Below are 16744 nucleotides of genomic sequence, written 5' to 3'. Positions count from 1 at the left end.
GTATTCACCGCCCTCCCGCCCATAAGCGAGAGTTTGCGTATAGAGAACCAACTCCAGACACAAAAAGACCGCGTATTACGGCTGCGGTGACCGCTAAGCAAATAAGGTTTCGACGCCTCAACTTAAGGATGCGCCGTCTTGCTGCGGGTGTCAATGAGAGGAAATGGAATTACCCCATAAAGGGGCGGGGTTGGTGAGTAGGAGAGAGGGGACCGGCTTCAACACACTGTTGTCAGACACCTGTACTCAACTGAGTTAAGTATAGGTACCGCCCGTTCATGCGGAGTTGGGGCAAGCTGCCCGAAAACGGCAGACGTTCAAGTCAACGCTCAGACTGAGTGTGTCAAACGATACACCTACAAAACATATTTCCCGATACTCGTTCGCATGTTGGCTTTCTTTAAAAGAAGCTTCAAAAAATAACTAAATTAAGTCGGGTCAAAATGAAACAATACAAAAAACTGCTCTGCGCCACTCTACTCACTTCTGCAGTAGCGCTTCCTGCACAAGCTGAAGAGTTACTCAATAATGTCTACTTAGGGCTTTCCGGTGGTCTAGCAATTGCTCCCGATGCTAAAACAAAACATCCAGAGTTCGGAAAATATACCATTGATTTCGATAATGGCTACAGCTTCTCAGCAAATGCCGGTTATCGTTTCAACGAGTTTTTACGCCTTCAAGCGGACATCGGCTACTTAAAGAATGATACAAGCGATTTTATCGATTACAAACGTTCGAGCGGGAGTGTCTCCGGCACCTACGGAGTTTTGTCAGTTTATGGCGATTATCATTTCACCGACAAAATTTCTGCGTTCGCCGGTATAGGTGGTGGTGTTTTGACCCCGCAAGTTGGAAACATCACCACAGAAGAAGGCAAGTCTTTAGGTTTCAAAACCAAAGAGAACCTGGTCGCATTGCTGAAAGTGGGAACCGGCGTCTCTTATAGCGTAAATGAAAATATAGATATGATCGCAAGCTACGACTATTTGCGCTCTGCAGATTTCACAATCCAGGATCAGCCAGTAAATAGCTACGACGATAAAACCCATCTATCGGCACACCTCGTTCAAGTTGGTTTACGTTATAACTTTTAAAGGTTATTTCTTAACGCAAACCTGCTGAAGGAAGCGGCAAGGCTCCCTTCAGCTCTAAACAAGAAAAGCCTCCATCACAGGTGGAGGTCTTTGATTGAAGATCCAATATGAAGCAGCAGCTCGTTGTATCAAAAAATTGATCCAAACGTATTTATCGCCTGAAAATTAAAAAACACCACAAACTTTAATTATAAATCAAGCTAGTATCCGCTTATTATGAAGCGAGCTCTTCATGCCTGCTGCTAATGATCGCCATGTTGGCAAAAATATTTCACTCACCGCCTTCCCCGCCCACAATCGAGAGTTTGCATTTGGCAACCTAACTCAAGACACAAAAAGACCGCGTATTACGACTACGGTGACCGCTAAGCAAATAAGGTGTCGATGCCTCAACTTAAGGAGGTACCGTCTTGCTGCGGGTATCAATGAGGGAAGCGGGGTTACCCCATGAAGGGGTGGCGCTGGTGGGCTGTGGGGAAGCTTAGTCATCATTGTTTGCATTAATATTCGTATTGGGCGGTTAAACTAACCTCAAGATTATAGCTTCTGGTCGGGCTCAATCAACTTACTGACAAAGGCGTAAAGTAAAGCGAGGTTACGTAGCCACCCAGTTCCTAATAATGTTGGTGAATTAGGTCGGCTGGGTGCCTCATTATGAACCTCTTCGGGTTACCAAAGTTGTATCTTATTAACCTCTCCAGTAGTTATTAGCTGCAGCAATTGCTTGATACTCTAAAGCGACGACTTGGCTTGCCGCAGTTAAACTGTCCAGATTAACTGAGTATACTGAACGCCCTTGCTTTAATTCATCCAAGTCACTTTGAATGTTGTGGATGGTATGGCGGGCAATCATCATCGCAAGCTGGCGCCCTTCCTCTGGTGTTTTGGTAATCAATGTACCACCAGGGATCATGACTAATTCTGCGTTTGGTAGCTTATTCATTTTTCACTCCGTTTTTGTAAGAAACGAAAACCTATTATCCATCAGATAAAGAGCTGCTCTTACATGAGGACACAATCCATTTTACAGAGAGAAGATTTGGCAATCCATTAATGGCGTAGTGCATTGGCGGACATTCCTTCGGAACAAGAATCTGCATAGCAATGAAGAAACGACTAGTGTCACGTTAGTCAACACAAGTTATCTGCATCTCCCTACGCCCCTCACTCCACCTTTTCCGGCATGCCTTTGCCGTTGTTCCACCACAAGAGGTATTGTATACAACGCCCTCCCGCCATAAGCGAAAGTTGCGTATAGAGAACCAACTCCAGACACAAAAAAAACAGATTGCAGTTGCTTCACGCGATAATCTCTAATGGACGAACTTCTTGACCAGATCGATGCCATAGGCCTGCTCACCATCAAGGATGGTACCCTCTGAAAGGGCTATGCGCAGAACGATGGAGTTGGGATTTTCCTCATCGCCTTCCTGATCAAACCATTTGAAAATATCTTTGAACTTTGCTCTAATTTCTGAGTTCTTTTCAGCTTTCACCCAGCCGAGGTTCTCAGCTGTTCCCTGGAAAGAAAAACCTTCCATACCGCAAACAGAAACCTCGTTGTTCTTCTCTATTTGTAATGTTTTATTTTTTCTTGCATCAGTGGAAACATAAAACACGCCATTTTCGTAGTAGGCGCAAACCATGCGGGCTGAAGGGCGAGGTTTACCGGCTTCCTTCTCAGATAAGGATATTGTCGCGAGGGCAATAATCACTTCCTTGTCGTTTCCGCAACGCGTTTCAATAAGTTTGATGGTATCTTCGTACTTGCTCATTTTCAAACACCTCCAATTTTGGTGTTTCTTACAGAGGACCACATTGAGTGCTTGTTTCGGCGTTCCGCTGCTCTGAATAAGGTTGCAATCAAGGCTATACGAGGCAGTAAGTGGCTCCCTTCCCAAGCTACTTTGCTGCTTCGCACTTCTCCGGGCTCTGGTGCCCATGAGGGTTATGATGCTTGCTTGCAAACCATTCTTTGCTATCAGATGTGAAGAGCAGGTATATTCCGAAAGCTTGCATTGCCGTCTGCAAAAAACCGATTAAACCCGCCACACCTCCTCGAAGCAAGTTAGCCAATATAGGGATGTAAAACACAAGCCCGGCGAAAAAGAAAATGATGAGAATCCATTTCGCAATGGAGCTTCTTTTTCTACTTGTAAGCAGAACAACTGTTGCGAGAATTAAAGCTGTAATTACGAATTGGACTGCGAAAGCAACCCCTTCTGCAGCCTGCAGTTTCATTTCATTGATTTGCAGAGCAGCTAATAGAATACCTATTAACAATGAACCTAAGCATAATTGCTCAAACAACTTTACCGATCTTGGCATTTCCATGATGGTGTTACTCCCGTTACACGCACTATCAAATCAACAGCCTAACTACATGTTAAGGCCAGATAAAATAAATCATATTTCAACGTAAACGCAAGCTATCTGCACTTCCCCACGCCCCTCACTCCATCTTTTCCGGCATGCCTTTGCCGTTGTTCCACCAGCGGTTTGGGTTGGTGCTGTTGGGGTTGTAGGCGGCGCGGCTGGCCCAGTCTTCACGAAGGAAGATGACGGGTTCTTCGTAGTGGTGGGCGTAGATTATGGCGTCCATGACTTTTTCGAGCACTTTCGGGTCGCGCTCAATAGAGATTTTGAGCTCTACCATGGGGTAGGTCTCTGTCATGCCAGCCTGAAAGCCCTCAATGTGGGTTGTAGTGGTTGAGTTTGACTCTGGCTGTGCTGTTTCCTTGCCAACTGCCGAAATACTGGCGTTGCGCTGGTAGCGTCCAAAGCTGAGCGGGTGCACTTGCATGACGGCATCCAATATTCGGTCAGTGTCCTCCTCCAGCGTTTGGATTTCGATTGTCCAAACTGGTTCGAAACGGCCTGATTTTGCCTTGTATTCTGCTAGATTGCTCATCATCCCTCCCCTTACTCTGAATCCTGCGTTTTGCTGCTAAATGTGCCGTAAAGGCCTATGATGCCAACCGTACAGATCAGCGCGCCAGCGATGACGTTGAACAGCGTGCCTTCATAAAACGATGTGTAGGCGAAGTAGGCACCATAGATGCTGATGAAGCAGGTGATGAGCACGTACAGGACTTTACGGAAATTGCGCATGAGACAGCCTCGCTGGCAGGAACCTGAGGGAGACTAGCAGATTCCCTCTGCTTTGCATCCAAGATAGATCAGAGTGCAGGCGATGAAAGTGTCGTTTTTTTTCAATACGTGGGCACCGTGCCTGACTAGGGTCATCCTCATGAAAACAGGAGGAAATCCATGCATTTGAAATACGTTATTCTGTACGTTGAGAGCCCTCGTGAGACCATCGACTTTTATTGCAAGGCGTTTGATGTAGAGGCCGGTTTGATCACTGAGGGAGGGGATTATGGCGAAGTGAAAACTGGTGAGACGACACTGTCCTTCTCCTCCTTCGAGTTGATGAAAAACCTTGGCAAAAACCCATCGCAGGCGGATGCGAGCAATCCGTGCTTTGAGATTGCATTCCAGACTGAAGATGTGGCTGGCAACCTTGAAAAAGCATTGGCAGCCGGTGCTGAGCTTGTGCAGGAGGTCAAAGACGAGCCATGGGGGCAGACGACATCCTACGTGAAGGACATGAACGGCTTTCTGATTGAGATTTGCTCGCCAGTGACGGCCCCGGCCTGAGGCTGAGGCTCACCCAAACGCGATGGACTGAGCCTGCCGCTTGAATCTGGAGTTTGCAGCAAACTGCATGGGCGAGGTGCCGAACCAGCGCTGAAACTCGCGGGTCATATGGGCCTGATCGGAGAAGCCGTTGTCCAAGGCAAAGTCAGCCCAGTTCTCCGCAGTCTCAATATGGCGGGCTGCTTTGCGGATACGGGCGAGCTGTCGCCAATAGACTGGCGAGCGGTTAGTGTTGCGCGCCAAGGTACGCTGCAAGGTTTTTAGCGTTACCCCCAACGCTCCAGCGGAGGCGGCAATGGACAATTGCTCCTCCGCGATACAGCCCAGCGCTTCGGAGACTCTGGTGTTGAGGCGGGTGTGGTCTGCGAGCAATTTACAGATGGTGGTTTCATCCCAGGAGCCCAGCACGCTCAGCGCTTTGATCAGGTCCTGCTCGTTCACCTGCGTGCCCGGCTTCAGGCGAAAGCCGGTCATGCGCTTAACATTTATTCGTTCTGTCTGGTGAGGCTCGTCGAATAGCTCTGACACGTGCCACGACGGGCGCTTGCCTTCCACTTCCGTGACGATCAGATCTCTGCACCCATCCGGCAGGATTGGGTCGGAGACACCGAGTTCGCCCGAATGATGCCAGACCTGAGCAAGCGTTTCAGGCAGAGACGTGCATGTGTGATTGTGCTGCAAACTATCCCTCCCCTGTTTGCTTGGTGGTGCCTTCCTTCATTCATAGTATGCTGCCTGTGTTCCTTCAATTGTAATTGCAAAGATTGGTTAGCTCATGGCTGAGATCACCAGGTGTTTGGAAGAACACAACGGCACCATGAATACACCGCATGAAGTGCTGTTGTTAATTGCCGAATAAGTTATTTCAGTGACTGAAATGCAGTAATTTTTTAAAGCGGATGGAAACGCTCAGTATCGCTAAATGCAAGCCAGTAGGCGGTTTACTCAGATCTCATGCGAGAATGAAAGAAACTGCTTAAGAGGAGCGTTTCCATGTCATCTCAATCAACGAAAGTGTCTGTTTCTACCTATCTCTTTCTTCGTTTGAAAGAGGTTGGTGCCAACCATGTCTTTGGGATTCCCGGCGATTATGTTCTGCCTTTATTTGATGAGCTGATCGACCAAGATCATGGCGTGGAGCATATTCTAGTTTGTAATGAACTTAATGGTGCGTATGCAGCGGATGGTTATTCCAAGATGTCTGGCTTTGGTGCTGTTGCCGTGACTTACGGTGTTGGTTCGCTTAGCACTGCCAATGCGGTGGGTGGATCATTCGCAGACAGCACACCAATGATTGTGATTGCAGGCACCCCGACAATTGAAGTTCTGACCACGCCTACACCACGCAAATTGCACCACGTTATAGATACTAATTTCGATGCTTGTCTGGAGGCTTTTCGTCCGATTACAGCCGCTTCTCATCGATTAACCCGGCTGGAGACTGCTTCGGCTGAGATTGATGATCTCATCCGCACAGCAATGCAAAGGAAAAAGCCTGTTTATCTTGAAATTCCTTACGATCTTCAACTGGCTGAAGTAGAAAAGCCAACAGAACCTCTTGATCTTTGGCTCAATCAATCCTCACAGGTGAACCTGAAAGCTGCCTTGTGTCATACAGTTGGCTTGCTCAACAGCTCACAGACCCGCAGTGTTGTGATGGGACATCTACTACAGCGAGAGAAGCTGATTGAAGAAACCAAGAGCCTTGTTGAATGCCTCAATGCCAGTGTCGCGACAACATTTGTTGGCAAAATTCCCGCTTTTGAAGGTCATCCGAATGCGGCAGGCATGTATATGGGTGCCATGAGCTGCGACGCGACAAAGACGACTGTTGAAACGGCAGATTTGGCCCTTGTCGCGGGCATGACACTTAACGAATTCGACACCGGTGTTTTCACCAGCAAGCTTGGCGAAGAGCAGGATTGCATCTGGATGGATTTTGACCAAGTCCTCATCAACAATCATGTCTATGATAAAGTCTATTTGCGAGACTTTTTGCCGGCCCTGCTCAAAGAGGCAAAAAATGATCAGGCTGGAACACTCGAAATTTCCAAGACTGCGCGGCGCTTTAGCTTTCAAAGAAGCGACAGGTTTGATCCAACGGACAAAAATCTGACAATCGACCATCTGTTTGTTCAGTTCGCAAATTATGCCAAAGCTGGTGATGTCATGTTTGGAGATACAGGCGGGTACATTAATGCCTCTCAGGCAGAGTATCCTGTTGGTGTCGATATTCATGGTTGCGGAAACTATGGATCACTGGGAGCCGGCTTCGCTTTGTTTTGCGGAGGTATTTTTGCAAAGGAAGCATCAGGACGACGGTGCTATATGATCACTGGCGATGGTGCCTTCCATATGACTGCACAAGAGCTTTCAACGCTGATCAAATATGAAACTGACTGCGTTCTCTTTGTTCTGGATAACAAAGGTTATGGGGCTGAGCGGCAGATCTATCCTGGTAAGGAACGCTCCTATAACAACACACCCGTCTGGAACTACGAGGAGTTAGGCTCAGCATTTGGCGGTGTAGAGGGCCAAACCTGTAACAGTTTCGTAGTCCGTACCGAAAAAGACATGGCTGAACTGCTAGACAATCTAGATAAGCCCAAAGGTGTCAACATTGTCCGTATCATTCTGGACCCTTGGGACTCCGCCTCGTTCAACGTCAAATTCAGCGAAGCACTGCGACATTGAATGGCTTACCGCTCTTCTTCTTCAGCCAGATAGCGTTCGAGTTTGGTGTGGTTGGCGACTTTGAGTTCGCGGCCGCGTTTTTCGACCAAGCCGTTTTCGATCAGTTGGCTGACGGCGCGGCGGTAGACGCGTTCTGAGCAGCCGAAGCGTTCGGCTTCGCGGAAGACGCGCTCGAACTGGATTGGCGGTTTGTTGCCGCGTTCACGGAGGAGCAGGTCTTTCGCAATGTTGTAGGCCAGCGGGTACATGAAGTGCGAGGTGACCCGGTCCATGACACCCTGATAAGTATCCGCCAGACATTGGCTGAGCCAGATGCCCACGTGAGGGTGTTGCACCAACAAGGCTTCCAGCTCTGCAATCGGGATGACGCGCACGCTGACCGGACCATCGCAGCGGATATCAAACTGGATAGGTTTGCCCGTCAGAAACTCTATCTCACCGTAAAGGCGATCTTCGATATTGAACCTGCCATGACTGAAGCGTCGCCCATTGGCTGCGGTATAGCTAACCGTGCAGAAGCCATCCTCTATCCAGTACAGATGTTCAAGGTTTTGGCCTTGCCGGAGCAGGTAATCTCCGGGCTCCATATGGCGTAGAAGAAACGGACCAGTTTTGACCCATTCTAATACTTCCTTATGTCCAATTTCTGCGAGCGATTTAATTGTCATTTTTGCATTATTTAATTCAGAGATACGGACAATTGTCCTGTTTTTGAAACGGAGATATTTCTACCCTTCTCCTTGCAAGCTGCATAGGAGAATCTGATGACACCGCATATCAACGCCCAGACTGGAGACTTTGCTGAAACAGTCCTCATGCCGGGTGATCCGCTTCGCGCAAAGTATATTGCAGAAACCTATCTGGAAAATGTACGCGAAGTAACAAACGTGCGTAATGTGCTTGGTTTTACTGGTGAATACAAGGGTAAGCCAATCTCAGTTATGGCACATGGTATGGGCATGCCATCCATCTCTATCTATGCGCATGAGCTGATCAACTTTTACGGCGTGAAACAAATCATTCGTGTGGGCAGCTGTGGCGGTGTTGATGAAGAGCTGAAGCTTCGTGACCTTATCGTCGCGACAAGCGCCAGCACCAACTCCGCAATGATCCGTGATCGCTTTGCTGGCTATGACTATGCTGCTGCCCCTGATTTTGAATTGCTGAAGGCCTGTTCTGATGCTGCTGGTGGCCTGGGTCTGTCGCCGCGCTTCGGTAACATCCTTTCTGGTGACCTGTTCTACGGTTCCAACCCTGCACTGCTACCAGCAATGCAGAAAATGGGCGTTCTCGCTGTTGAAATGGAAGCTGCTGCATTGTTCGCAATTGCTGCGGAGTTCCGTGTGAAAGCACTGTGCGTGCTGACCGTGTCCGATCACCTGATCACAGCAGAGGAAACCTCCTCTGAAGAACGCCAGACCAGCTTTAACCAGATGATGGAACTGGCTCTGGAAACTGCATATGCAACAACACCAGAAATGGCTGCGGCATAATGAATATGGAACTTGTAGGCTATCTGGCCTCAATTACTGTGATGACTTCCCTCCTGATGGGCAACGTCCTGTGGCTTCGTGTGATCAATATGGTCGGTTGCATCCTGTTCACCATTTATGGTGTCGCAGTTGATGCTTACCCGGTTGTTTTGCTCAACGGCATGTGCGTGTTCATCAACATTTACCACTTGGCAAAACTGAGAAAGCAACAACAACAAGCACTTACGCCAGCAGAAGCGTAAGGCACTCGCCTCCCATCAAGCCAAGGTAATTGTAAACTTGAAAGCCGGAGAGCGTTTCATCGCCTCCGGCTCTTTCATTTCATCCTTCAACAGCCGAAACATTTAAAAGCCTAGAACATACCGTTTTCATGCGAAAAATCTTTCGGAATTTCCTGCACGATGTCCCAGTGTTCTACAATCTTTCCCTCATCATCATGCCGAACAATCTCGATCACTGCATTCCCCCAGTCCGCATACTCTACCAGAGCAAATGTGAGGTCCCCTTCAGACACGGCTTGGTGCACGGTGACATTGCTGAGTTTACCGTCACTGTTCTTGAAGAACCCAAGGATTGGCTCAATCCCATTTGGAACCTGCGGGTTATGCTGAATATACTCTTCACCAAAAAGACTTTTGAGGGTCGCGACATCACCCGCAATGCCTTTAGCAAAGAAATCAGTAGCCATTTCTTTATTCCGAGCAAGGTCTGCCTCGGAAACATCTGCATTCGGGTTCCCTCCGCCATCAATCATCGAATTGCCGTTGGCGGTTTTTGATTTCGGTGTTTCAACCTGGCTCGCATCCCAATGCTCTATGATTTTCCCGTCCTGGACACGAAATAAATCTCCAACAATCATTGTGTGTTCACCAATTGTGACGCGTGACTGCGTCGCAACAAGATTGTCTTGAGCAATAACGCGCACGACTTCTCTCGCAGGGGTAATTTCATTTTCCCGCATCTGCGTGATCGCTTCGCTCAGACCGTCAACACCGTCCTTAACCTCTGGGCTGTGCTGTATGTATTGCGGGTGATAATAGGTCTCAATCAGCTCAGTCTTTTGTGCGTCGAACACTTTTGCCAGAGCATTTAGCACCAGTTCTTTGTTGTTTTTTTCCAACTCACCGGCAAGACCAGCAGAAGACAATAAGATCAAACAGACTGCTGTCAGTTTCGATAGAAATTTCATCGGACGCTCCATATGTAAACGTCGAGATATAGACGGCCTTGTGAGTTCTAGCGATAACACCTATTAGATTCAGGTTATGAAGATTTTCGATCACCTTACATTAGATGGCTCAACCCTCCGGCAGTTGGTGGAGTTGAATGAGACCCGCTCCGTAACCCGCGCTGCTACTCGTCTGGGAATGACGCAATCCTCGCTAAGTTACTCTCTGGAGCGTGCTCGAAAGACTTTGGCTGATCAACTCTATATCCGTGTGGGCAATAGCATTGAGCCAACAGAACGGATGCTTCAGATCTTACCGGTTGCACACCGTATCTTGAGAGATTACGACACTCTCGCCATGCCTGCTTCGTACTTACCGGAGCAAGATGTAGGGACGCTCAAGATCGCAGCGAATGCATTGGAGCGGGATCTTCTGGTCAAGCCGATGTTCAATGAACTTCGGAAACTCGCACCCGGCATGACTCTGGAACTGCGCTCGACCGGGTCTTGGCTGGAAGTTCGCGAAAATCTACGAAACCGAAATGTTGACTTGGCGTTGTTCCCCACTCTTTTGAAAGAGGGTGGAGATATTATTCAACGTAAGTTAGTCGATATGGAAATGGCTGTTTTCTACGACAGCTCTGTGCGTTCTGCGCCTCAAACTTTAACAGAATATTGCGCTGCAAACCATGCGGTGGTTTCTCATGGTGAGATCAGAAGCTCAGGGATTGATCAGCTGTTAGCTGAGCAGGGCCTGAAGAGAAACATCGCGCTACGCGTTTCTGACTTTGATAGTCTGGGTGTTCTTCTGAAAGGTACAGATCTGATTGTCTGTCTTCCCGCAATGCTTCAATCCGGCTCCCTTAGCAGTCTGTCAACTGCGTGCCCCCCTTTGCCTGTGCCGCCAATGTGTCTCGCTCTGTTTGTGCATGAAAGCCAATTATCTAATCCGAGGCTTTCTTTCTGGAGCGACAAGCTGACAAGAGGCGCAAACTTGAAAGCCTAAAGCAGTTCGCATTTGAGTTGAAACACAGGAACTGCTTTAGCCTTTGTTTTTGCGTATCTTTATCCGAAAATCGGTTTCCACTTTTCGGAGATACGCTGTAGGTGAAACCTAATCCAGCATTACGTTGCGGCGGGCTTCGTTGGTGCGTTTGGTGGAGAGGAGGAGGTTGGTCTCGCTGGCTGAAATGCCATCAATCAGACGGATGCGGCGCAGCACATCATCGAAGTGGACGAGCGTATCGGTTCCCAGCTCCATGATCAGATCCCACTTGCCGTTTGTTGTGTGCAAGGCAGTGACCTCGGTCATCTTGTTGAGGTGATCGACGATGCGTTGGGTGCCTTTGCCCTCGATCTTGATCATCATAATGCCACGAACAGGTTGTTCAAAGACATCGCCCCGCAGCACGACCGTGTAGCCGAGAATGTCACCAACAGACTTCAAACGCTCCATACGTGAGCGCACAGTCGAGCGAGAAATCTTCAGCTCAAGGGCTAGATCAGAAACACTCGCACGCGCATTTCTACGTAGTGTCGCGATGATTTTTTGATCTATACCATCCAAAGTGCGTAACCTTACTTACCAATCTGGCCAATGCGACCACCATTTTGATCACAATGACAGCTTTTTACCGCCACTTCCACAAGGATAATAGTCCATATCGGATTTAATCGGGAAGTGGGAATGAAGAATACCGTTGTGCTCGTCGGGGCACCTGTACAGACAGGAACCAACATTCAGGGCTGCTTGATGGGCCCGGATGCTCTACGAACCGCCGGACTGCAAGACTCCCTGGAAGCACTTGGCTACTCCGTTATAGACCGAGGCAACATTTTACCAGAGGCAAGTCGGGATCGAGTTCATTCCAACAGCGCTGTCCACCATTTGAGTGAGACAATCAGCTGGACTGAGAAGCTCCATGACGTCGCTTTAACGGAAATTCGTGAAGGTCATCTGCCCGTCTTCCTTGGTGGGGATCACTCCATGGCAGCTGGAACTGTCAGCGGTATTGTCCGTGCGGCGGCAGAAGCTGGTGAAGAACAGTTTGTGCTCTGGCTGGATGCGCATCCTGATTTCCATAATCTCAGCACAACGACCAGCGGCAATCTGCACGGCACGCCCGCGGCTTACTTTTGTGGTCTCTCCGGTTTTGAGGGGTATTATCCGGAGCTGAACACATCAATCAAGCCAGAGAATATCTGCATGATGGGCTTGCGGTCCGTCGACAATGCGGAGCGGGCTGCCCTGCAGAAAACCGGCATTGAGACCTACGACATGCGCCGGATCGATGAAAACGGTGTAGTCAAGCCGATCAATGAGTTTCTGGAGCGTGTGAAGGCCGCCAATGGCCGGCTACACCTGAGCTTTGATGTGGACTTTCTGGACCCGGACATTGCACCAGCAGTGGGCACGACTGTTCCAGGCGGTGCGACTTTCCGTGAAGCGCATTTGATTATGGAGATGCTCTGCGACAGTCGGTTGGTCACCTCTGTGGATCTGGTAGAGCTGAACCCATTCCTGGATGTGCGTGGCCGGACAGCGACTTTGATGGCGGATCTGGTTTCCAGCTTGTTTGGCAAGCAGGTGCTGGACCATCCAAACCGCGCCTGATCGCAAGCAACACAATAAAAGATAGGTATCCCCATATGGTCCAGTTCGTAAGCGTTTCTAAAATTTTGGACTTGGTCAACAAACACGGTGTCGAGACTGTTTTGAAAGGCATGACCGAGTATGTGGAGGAAGATTACCGCCGCTGGTCTCTGTTTGACAAAACACCTCGTATTGCAAGCCATTCCAAAGTTGGCGTTATCGAACTGATGCCGACCAGCGATGGGGAGCTGTACAGCTTCAAATATGTGAATGGTCATCCGAAGAACACCAAGGAAGGTAAGCAGACTGTGACTGCATTTGGCATGCTTGCTGATGTGGACACGGGCTACCCGTTCTTCCTCTCCGAGATGACTGTTTTGACTGCTCTGCGTACTGCTGCGACCTCTGTTATGGCGGCAAAGCATCTGGCGCGAGCGGATTCCAAAACCATGGCGATCATCGGCAATGGGGCCCAGTCTGAATTTCAAGCGCTGGCGTTTAAGGCGGTGATGGGTATTACCAACTTGCGTCTGTTTGATACGGATGCGGAAGCGACAGAGAAGTGTGCGGCGAACCTTGACGGGAAGGGTTTCACCATTACCATCTGCCGCAGCTCTGAAGAAGCGATCACGGGTGCGGACATCATCACCACAGTGACCGCTGATAAGCAGCAGGCCACCATTTTGACCGACAACATGGTTGGAGCTGGCGTGCACATCAATGCCATTGGTGGTGACTGCCCCGGCAAGACCGAGCTGCACAAGGACATTTTGCTGCGCTCCAAGATCTTCGTTGAGTATCCGGAGCAGACCCGCATTGAAGGTGAGATCCAGCAGCTGGATGACGACTATCCGGTTGTTGAGCTTTGGGAAGTGATTACGGGCGCTGCTGAGGGCCGCACCACAGAGCGGGACATCACCTTGTTCGACTCCGTAGGTTTTGCCATCGAAGATTTTTCCGGCTTGCGCTACATCTATGATCTGGTGAAGCAGGACGAAACAACTCAAGACCTTGAGATGATTGCTGAACCGGCTGATCCGCGCAACCTCTTTGGTCTTTTAGAAGTTAAACAAGCTGCCGAGTAAGAGCAGCGGTCATCGTTAAACTATCCCTTGCCCGGGGTTTGTAAGCGCCTGCCCACCTAGCAGGCGCTTCTTTTTTTTGCTGCTTAGCTCATAAGTGAGAGCCAAGCCCAGCCTCTTCCAGATCATTTACAGGATAGACTCGATGTGAACTTTCTTTGCTTCTTCCCAGATCGCATCAATGAAGATACTGATGGTCTCGCGCAGTTCAACGCTGTTGTTTGGATCGACCTGTTCAGCAAGGAGCTCATCAAACAATCCTGCTTCTACAACTCGGCCTTCCACGACCTCCGCAATCTCAGGGGTGTACTTTTGTGCGATGAACTCGGTGATCACATCAAGTGTATCCACGGCTGCCTGCCTGATCTCAATGTCCGGGACAGAGAAATCTCCAGTCAGCAAGTTTGCCGGAAGCACAGAGGCCACGTCATGGTTTTCCGGCTCTGCTGCTTTTGCTTCGACTTTCGAAATAAACGCTGCAGTTTCCTCATCTTGTATAGCGCCGTTAGAACTCGACGCTGCATATTTTGCAGCTGTTACTTCGTGATCGGAAATTAACGCGGCGAGCGGATCGCTATTCAATTTTTCGTCTGCATAGTGAACACCGGTTACGACCTGTCTTGATGTCAGGCTGTGGTTTTGGCCAGCTGAGAAACCGCAGGCGTTGCAGGCCTGATCGTACGCTTGTGTTCCAAGGGTTGCGCCATACTTGTCCTGAAGGGCAGTCCGGAACGCTCCCTGATCTGCTGCTTTTTGAGAATCTAGGTTGCCCTGCAGAGCAAGCCAGGAGACAAAACGACCCTGAATAGACGTGCTTGCCTGACGGGTTTGCACATTCCCATCCGCAACCGTCAGCTTTTGAGAAGGCGCTGAATCGACCGCGATATTCTGAAAATTGCTCAAGCTAACTGAAGTCATAGTGTCCATCCCATTCTGCTGGTTTCTTTTGTAATGGGATCAGGCTAACGCTAAGTCAGAAACGCACCTGTTTTATTCATCACAGCGCTCATGACACCTGAGTAACAACTCTGTCAGATAGGGGATGAGAAGCAGTCATTGTTGGCCATTTTTATGGAGTAAGGAGCTGAAAGGTTTTGACTTTATGAGAGGCAACGCGAACTGGACCACGCCCGCCTAAAACCGTGAATAACTGAATCAATTTCAGCCAACCCAAGCTGATTTGTTCAGTTTGGCGTTGTTGGAGAGTTCCGAATTAAGCCGCAACTCAAATCTGCCAGTTATTGAAGTCAGAGTTTAAAGGCAAGCATGACAATCGTGAGTGAGAGCCCAAAGCAGTCTTTCTTCATGCTCTCACCAAGTTACACCCATGCCACTTTACCTATGCGGGCTCTGGATGCATCCTCACTCACTTGTTGCGCTGATTGTAGCAAGCCCGCATTTTTGCTGTCTCACGAGAGCTTAACTTTGCTTTTGGACGATAGATATCAAACTCAAATGTCTCGCTACGGCCAGCGTCAGCACGAAACCCCTGAGGTGCATTTGGTTTGATCTCTTTCAAGCATGACCCGTACGCTTTGAAAGAGATAAAGGCGCGCTTACTTTGTTCGCTTGAGCCACAAGCGCCCAGAAGGCTGAGCATTGCGATTGAGGCCAGCACGAGGGGCGCAGATTTCATTTTCATAAAGCAGAGCTTTCGTTGTTTGGGTGACACTTCTTATGATTTGATCGCTTCACGTTTGCGACAAAGCCAGTGCCCTTGAATGCGCCAATTTTGGTTGCTTCAAAATGAGCGTTACTGAGCTTCTGACATGCCGAAAATCGACGGCATGGATACCACAAAAAGTGAGAGGCACAACATGGCGACGGCGCCAAATGCTGGTTAGAAGCAAATTACAACTTCAGGCGCAACCTTGCCGGAATACCCGCTCTGATATAAGACTGCGTCCTCTTATTATCGCTGAAATTTAAAGGGGGTCGTGCGGCTATGATTACTTGTTATTGTGGGATAGAAAAAATTTCATCCTGAAATGATGCTAAAGCCGCCGGAAACATCGGCTTGTAATCCAACGTTCGTTCAAGACCTTATAATTGAACAACCTATTATCAGGACTTCCAATCCCAAAATCTCAAAAGCATAATCTTTTAATGTCGACCTAGCTCCGGTATCATATCCAGTCCTGGCGATTGCGAAGCTCCAATTGAACAAAGCGACCTCATGCATGACTGATTCAATCCTTTTCCGCATTGATCTTGATGGAACAAAGGTACCCATGACGTGGCGCGAAATGCACGAGGTGCGGCGAGACATCTTGCATTACTTCGAAGAAAACCTACACGAGCCAATGAATGTCTACATCATCCCAGAATATTCAAAGCACGAGTACTGGAAGTACCTGACCGTGAGCTATGAACGCGAATATGCCGAAACTCGTCGCTACTGCTGGCTTTTTGAACGAGGATGCTTGGCACTGCTAAATGGCCTGTCTCTCGACATCCTAAACGAGCAACTTTGGCCGTACTCCCGCCTTTGGGACAAAGGCAAAGGCATTGCTGAGTCGTGCTTACCCTACCTCAAGAGCTACCAGCCCAAAGAGCCCTTATTGCATGAAGGGAAACAGATGCTCATTGAAGCTATGAGTTTCATCTCAGCAATGAGCGCCGATGAACTGGACGAGGACGGCTACCCAAAATTCGTAACAACTGACCAGGGGGGCTGGTTTACCAAAAACATCATCGGAGATTACTTCCGCACAACCGCACAACTCAATTTCGGGTGATCAAGGCACAGGATTGCTCCCTTAGCCCCAACGGCCTCACGAAAGCGCAAATGATCTGGCGCTGGCTTTGTTCTCATTTCCATCGCTCGCAGCCTATGAGCAGTATCGCAAAGACAGCATGGAAGACGAAGACTGTCAGAAGGCCTTTGCTTATGCTGAAGAGACACAATGCATCCGCCGGTATTGAGCTTCCCCCTTTGAAGTGGTCCACGCCTATAGTTA

At 49.0% G+C, this 16744-nt stretch carries 20 protein-coding genes and 1 pseudogene; 10 read left to right on the top strand and 11 right to left on the bottom strand.

The features are described 5' to 3' along the window. Window positions 1–443: 443 nt before the first annotated feature. Entirely contained in the window at window positions 444–1094 is a 651-nt protein-coding gene (locus tag PsWM33_RS09870) for an outer membrane protein (RefSeq protein WP_063300106.1), read from the top strand. Window positions 1095–1782: 688 nt separating this feature from the next. Here PsWM33_RS09870 and PsWM33_RS09865 read toward each other — a convergent pair. From PsWM33_RS09865 to PsWM33_RS09845, 5 genes are all read right to left on the bottom strand, one after another. Continuing rightward, a complete protein-coding gene (locus PsWM33_RS09865; protein ID WP_063300105.1) occupies window positions 1783–2037 on the bottom strand; it encodes a hexameric tyrosine-coordinated heme protein in 255 nt (84 codons plus the stop codon). 370 nt (window positions 2038–2407) lie between these two features. Then, window positions 2408–2869: a pyridoxamine 5'-phosphate oxidase family protein gene (locus PsWM33_RS09860; RefSeq protein ID WP_063300104.1), complete on the bottom strand. Its 462-nt coding sequence runs from the start codon at window positions 2867–2869 to the stop codon at window positions 2408–2410. A 127-nt stretch (window positions 2870–2996) separates the two neighbouring features. Then, entirely contained in the window at window positions 2997–3428 is a 432-nt protein-coding gene (locus PsWM33_RS09855) for a hypothetical protein (RefSeq protein WP_063300103.1), read from the bottom strand. 118 nt (window positions 3429–3546) lie between these two features. Continuing rightward, on the bottom strand, window positions 3547–4005 hold the full coding sequence (locus PsWM33_RS09850) for a hypothetical protein (RefSeq protein ID WP_208992008.1): 459 nt from the start codon (window positions 4003–4005) through the stop codon (window positions 3547–3549). A gap of 11 nt (window positions 4006–4016) precedes the next feature. Further along, the gene (locus PsWM33_RS09845) at window positions 4017–4205 is read right to left on the bottom strand and encodes a hypothetical protein (RefSeq protein WP_063297767.1); all 189 of its coding nucleotides are present in this window, start codon (window positions 4203–4205) and stop codon (window positions 4017–4019) included. 159 nt (window positions 4206–4364) lie between these two features. On the opposite strand from PsWM33_RS09845, the gene PsWM33_RS09840 reads away from it, so the two are divergent. Next, window positions 4365–4754: a VOC family protein gene (locus tag PsWM33_RS09840; RefSeq protein WP_063300102.1), complete on the top strand. Its 390-nt coding sequence runs from the start codon at window positions 4365–4367 to the stop codon at window positions 4752–4754. A gap of 9 nt (window positions 4755–4763) precedes the next feature. Here the strand turns inward: PsWM33_RS09840 and PsWM33_RS09835 are convergent, their stop codons facing one another. Continuing rightward, window positions 4764–5435, bottom strand: coding sequence for a helix-turn-helix domain-containing protein (locus PsWM33_RS09835; RefSeq protein ID WP_063300101.1), 672 nt, complete (start codon window positions 5433–5435; stop codon window positions 4764–4766). Window positions 5436–5747: 312 nt separating this feature from the next. Here PsWM33_RS09835 and PsWM33_RS09830 point away from each other — a divergent pair, with 312 nt between their 5' ends. Continuing rightward, window positions 5748–7448, top strand: coding sequence for a thiamine pyrophosphate-binding protein (locus PsWM33_RS09830; protein ID WP_063300100.1), 1701 nt, complete (start codon window positions 5748–5750; stop codon window positions 7446–7448). A gap of 5 nt (window positions 7449–7453) precedes the next feature. Here the strand turns inward: PsWM33_RS09830 and PsWM33_RS09825 are convergent, their stop codons facing one another. After that, complete coding sequence (locus PsWM33_RS09825) at window positions 7454–8116, bottom strand: Crp/Fnr family transcriptional regulator (protein ID WP_082826958.1); 663 nt, start codon at window positions 8114–8116, stop codon at window positions 7454–7456. Between the two features lie 96 nt (window positions 8117–8212). On the opposite strand from PsWM33_RS09825, the gene deoD reads away from it, so the two are divergent. Then, on the top strand, window positions 8213–8941 hold the full coding sequence (gene deoD, locus PsWM33_RS09820; protein WP_082826957.1) for a purine-nucleoside phosphorylase: 729 nt from the start codon (window positions 8213–8215) through the stop codon (window positions 8939–8941). Then, the gene (locus PsWM33_RS09815) at window positions 8941–9183 is read left to right on the top strand and encodes a YgjV family protein (RefSeq protein ID WP_057461608.1); all 243 of its coding nucleotides are present in this window, start codon (window positions 8941–8943) and stop codon (window positions 9181–9183) included. Before deoD ends, PsWM33_RS09815 begins: the two co-directional genes overlap by 1 nt. Window positions 9184–9293: 110 nt before the next feature. Here the strand turns inward: PsWM33_RS09815 and PsWM33_RS09810 are convergent, their stop codons facing one another. Beyond that, window positions 9294–10130 (bottom strand): nuclear transport factor 2 family protein, encoded by an 837-nt coding sequence (locus PsWM33_RS09810; protein ID WP_161831209.1) that lies wholly within the window; start codon window positions 10128–10130, stop codon window positions 9294–9296. Between the two features lie 76 nt (window positions 10131–10206). Here PsWM33_RS09810 and PsWM33_RS09805 point away from each other — a divergent pair, with 76 nt between their 5' ends. Further along, window positions 10207–11115 carry a LysR family transcriptional regulator gene (locus PsWM33_RS09805; protein WP_063300097.1) on the top strand — a complete coding sequence of 303 codons (909 nt, stop codon included), beginning with the start codon at window positions 10207–10209 and terminating at the stop codon, window positions 11113–11115. A gap of 108 nt (window positions 11116–11223) precedes the next feature. On the opposite strand, the gene PsWM33_RS09800 is transcribed toward PsWM33_RS09805, so the two are convergent. Continuing rightward, window positions 11224–11676, bottom strand: a complete 453-nt coding sequence (locus tag PsWM33_RS09800) for an Lrp/AsnC family transcriptional regulator (RefSeq protein WP_063300096.1) — start codon at window positions 11674–11676, stop codon at window positions 11224–11226. A 120-nt stretch (window positions 11677–11796) separates the two neighbouring features. Between PsWM33_RS09800 and rocF the strand changes: the two genes are divergently transcribed. After that, window positions 11797–12723: an arginase gene (gene rocF, locus PsWM33_RS09795; RefSeq protein ID WP_063300095.1), complete on the top strand. Its 927-nt coding sequence runs from the start codon at window positions 11797–11799 to the stop codon at window positions 12721–12723. Window positions 12724–12758: 35 nt separating this feature from the next. Further along, on the top strand, window positions 12759–13787 hold the full coding sequence (locus PsWM33_RS09790) for an ornithine cyclodeaminase (protein ID WP_063300094.1): 1029 nt from the start codon (window positions 12759–12761) through the stop codon (window positions 13785–13787). A gap of 126 nt (window positions 13788–13913) precedes the next feature. Here the strand turns inward: PsWM33_RS09790 and PsWM33_RS09785 are convergent, their stop codons facing one another. Together PsWM33_RS09785 and PsWM33_RS09780 are read right to left on the bottom strand one after the other, a co-directional pair. After that, entirely contained in the window at window positions 13914–14702 is a 789-nt protein-coding gene (locus PsWM33_RS09785; protein ID WP_063286580.1) for a hypothetical protein, read from the bottom strand. A gap of 448 nt (window positions 14703–15150) precedes the next feature. After that, window positions 15151–15426 carry a hypothetical protein gene (locus PsWM33_RS09780; protein ID WP_063286563.1) on the bottom strand — a complete coding sequence of 92 codons (276 nt, stop codon included), beginning with the start codon at window positions 15424–15426 and terminating at the stop codon, window positions 15151–15153. Window positions 15427–15964: 538 nt separating this feature from the next. Between PsWM33_RS09780 and PsWM33_RS09775 the strand changes: the two genes are divergently transcribed. Together PsWM33_RS09775 and PsWM33_RS26760 are read left to right on the top strand one after the other, a co-directional pair. Further along, window positions 15965–16522, top strand: coding sequence for a hypothetical protein (locus PsWM33_RS09775; RefSeq protein WP_063297755.1), 558 nt, complete (start codon window positions 15965–15967; stop codon window positions 16520–16522). A 34-nt stretch (window positions 16523–16556) separates the two neighbouring features. Then, window positions 16557–16709 (top strand): annotated as a pseudogene (locus tag PsWM33_RS26760) (NIPSNAP family protein); the annotation flags it as partial. Window positions 16710–16744 lie beyond the last annotated feature (35 nt).

It is taken from the genome of Pseudovibrio sp. WM33 (genome assembly GCF_001623165.1).
Lineage (GTDB): Bacteria > Pseudomonadota > Alphaproteobacteria > Rhizobiales > Stappiaceae > Pseudovibrio.
This window is presented reverse-complemented; position numbering and strand designations above follow the sequence as displayed.

Excerpts from the sequence above, each read along its gene's own strand:
- PsWM33_RS09850 (WP_208992008.1), bottom strand. The coding sequence starts at position 4,005 with ATGAGCAATCTAGCAGAATACAAGGCAAAATCAGGCCGTTTCGAACCA.
- PsWM33_RS09870 (WP_063300106.1), top strand. The coding sequence starts at position 444 with ATGAAACAATACAAAAAACTGCTCTGCGCCACTCTACTCACTTCTGCA.
- PsWM33_RS09805 (WP_063300097.1), top strand. The coding sequence starts at position 10,207 with ATGAAGATTTTCGATCACCTTACATTAGATGGCTCAACCCTCCGGCAG.
- PsWM33_RS09860 (WP_063300104.1), bottom strand. The coding sequence starts at position 2,869 with ATGAGCAAGTACGAAGATACCATCAAACTTATTGAAACGCGTTGCGGA.
- PsWM33_RS09785 (WP_063286580.1), bottom strand. The coding sequence starts at position 14,702 with ATGACTTCAGTTAGCTTGAGCAATTTTCAGAATATCGCGGTCGATTCA.
- PsWM33_RS09775 (WP_063297755.1), top strand. The coding sequence starts at position 15,965 with ATGACTGATTCAATCCTTTTCCGCATTGATCTTGATGGAACAAAGGTA.
- PsWM33_RS09825 (WP_082826958.1), bottom strand. The coding sequence starts at position 8,116 with ATGACAATTAAATCGCTCGCAGAAATTGGACATAAGGAAGTATTAGAA.
- rocF (WP_063300095.1), top strand. The coding sequence starts at position 11,797 with ATGAAGAATACCGTTGTGCTCGTCGGGGCACCTGTACAGACAGGAACC.
- PsWM33_RS09830 (WP_063300100.1), top strand. The coding sequence starts at position 5,748 with ATGTCATCTCAATCAACGAAAGTGTCTGTTTCTACCTATCTCTTTCTT.
- PsWM33_RS09780 (WP_063286563.1), bottom strand. The coding sequence starts at position 15,426 with ATGAAAATGAAATCTGCGCCCCTCGTGCTGGCCTCAATCGCAATGCTC.
- PsWM33_RS09815 (WP_057461608.1), top strand. The coding sequence starts at position 8,941 with ATGAATATGGAACTTGTAGGCTATCTGGCCTCAATTACTGTGATGACT.
- PsWM33_RS09840 (WP_063300102.1), top strand. The coding sequence starts at position 4,365 with ATGCATTTGAAATACGTTATTCTGTACGTTGAGAGCCCTCGTGAGACC.
- PsWM33_RS09810 (WP_161831209.1), bottom strand. The coding sequence starts at position 10,130 with ATGAAATTTCTATCGAAACTGACAGCAGTCTGTTTGATCTTATTGTCT.
- PsWM33_RS09865 (WP_063300105.1), bottom strand. The coding sequence starts at position 2,037 with ATGAATAAGCTACCAAACGCAGAATTAGTCATGATCCCTGGTGGTACA.
- PsWM33_RS09790 (WP_063300094.1), top strand. The coding sequence starts at position 12,759 with ATGGTCCAGTTCGTAAGCGTTTCTAAAATTTTGGACTTGGTCAACAAA.
- PsWM33_RS09845 (WP_063297767.1), bottom strand. The coding sequence starts at position 4,205 with ATGCGCAATTTCCGTAAAGTCCTGTACGTGCTCATCACCTGCTTCATC.
- PsWM33_RS09855 (WP_063300103.1), bottom strand. The coding sequence starts at position 3,428 with ATGGAAATGCCAAGATCGGTAAAGTTGTTTGAGCAATTATGCTTAGGT.
- deoD (WP_082826957.1), top strand. The coding sequence starts at position 8,213 with ATGACACCGCATATCAACGCCCAGACTGGAGACTTTGCTGAAACAGTC.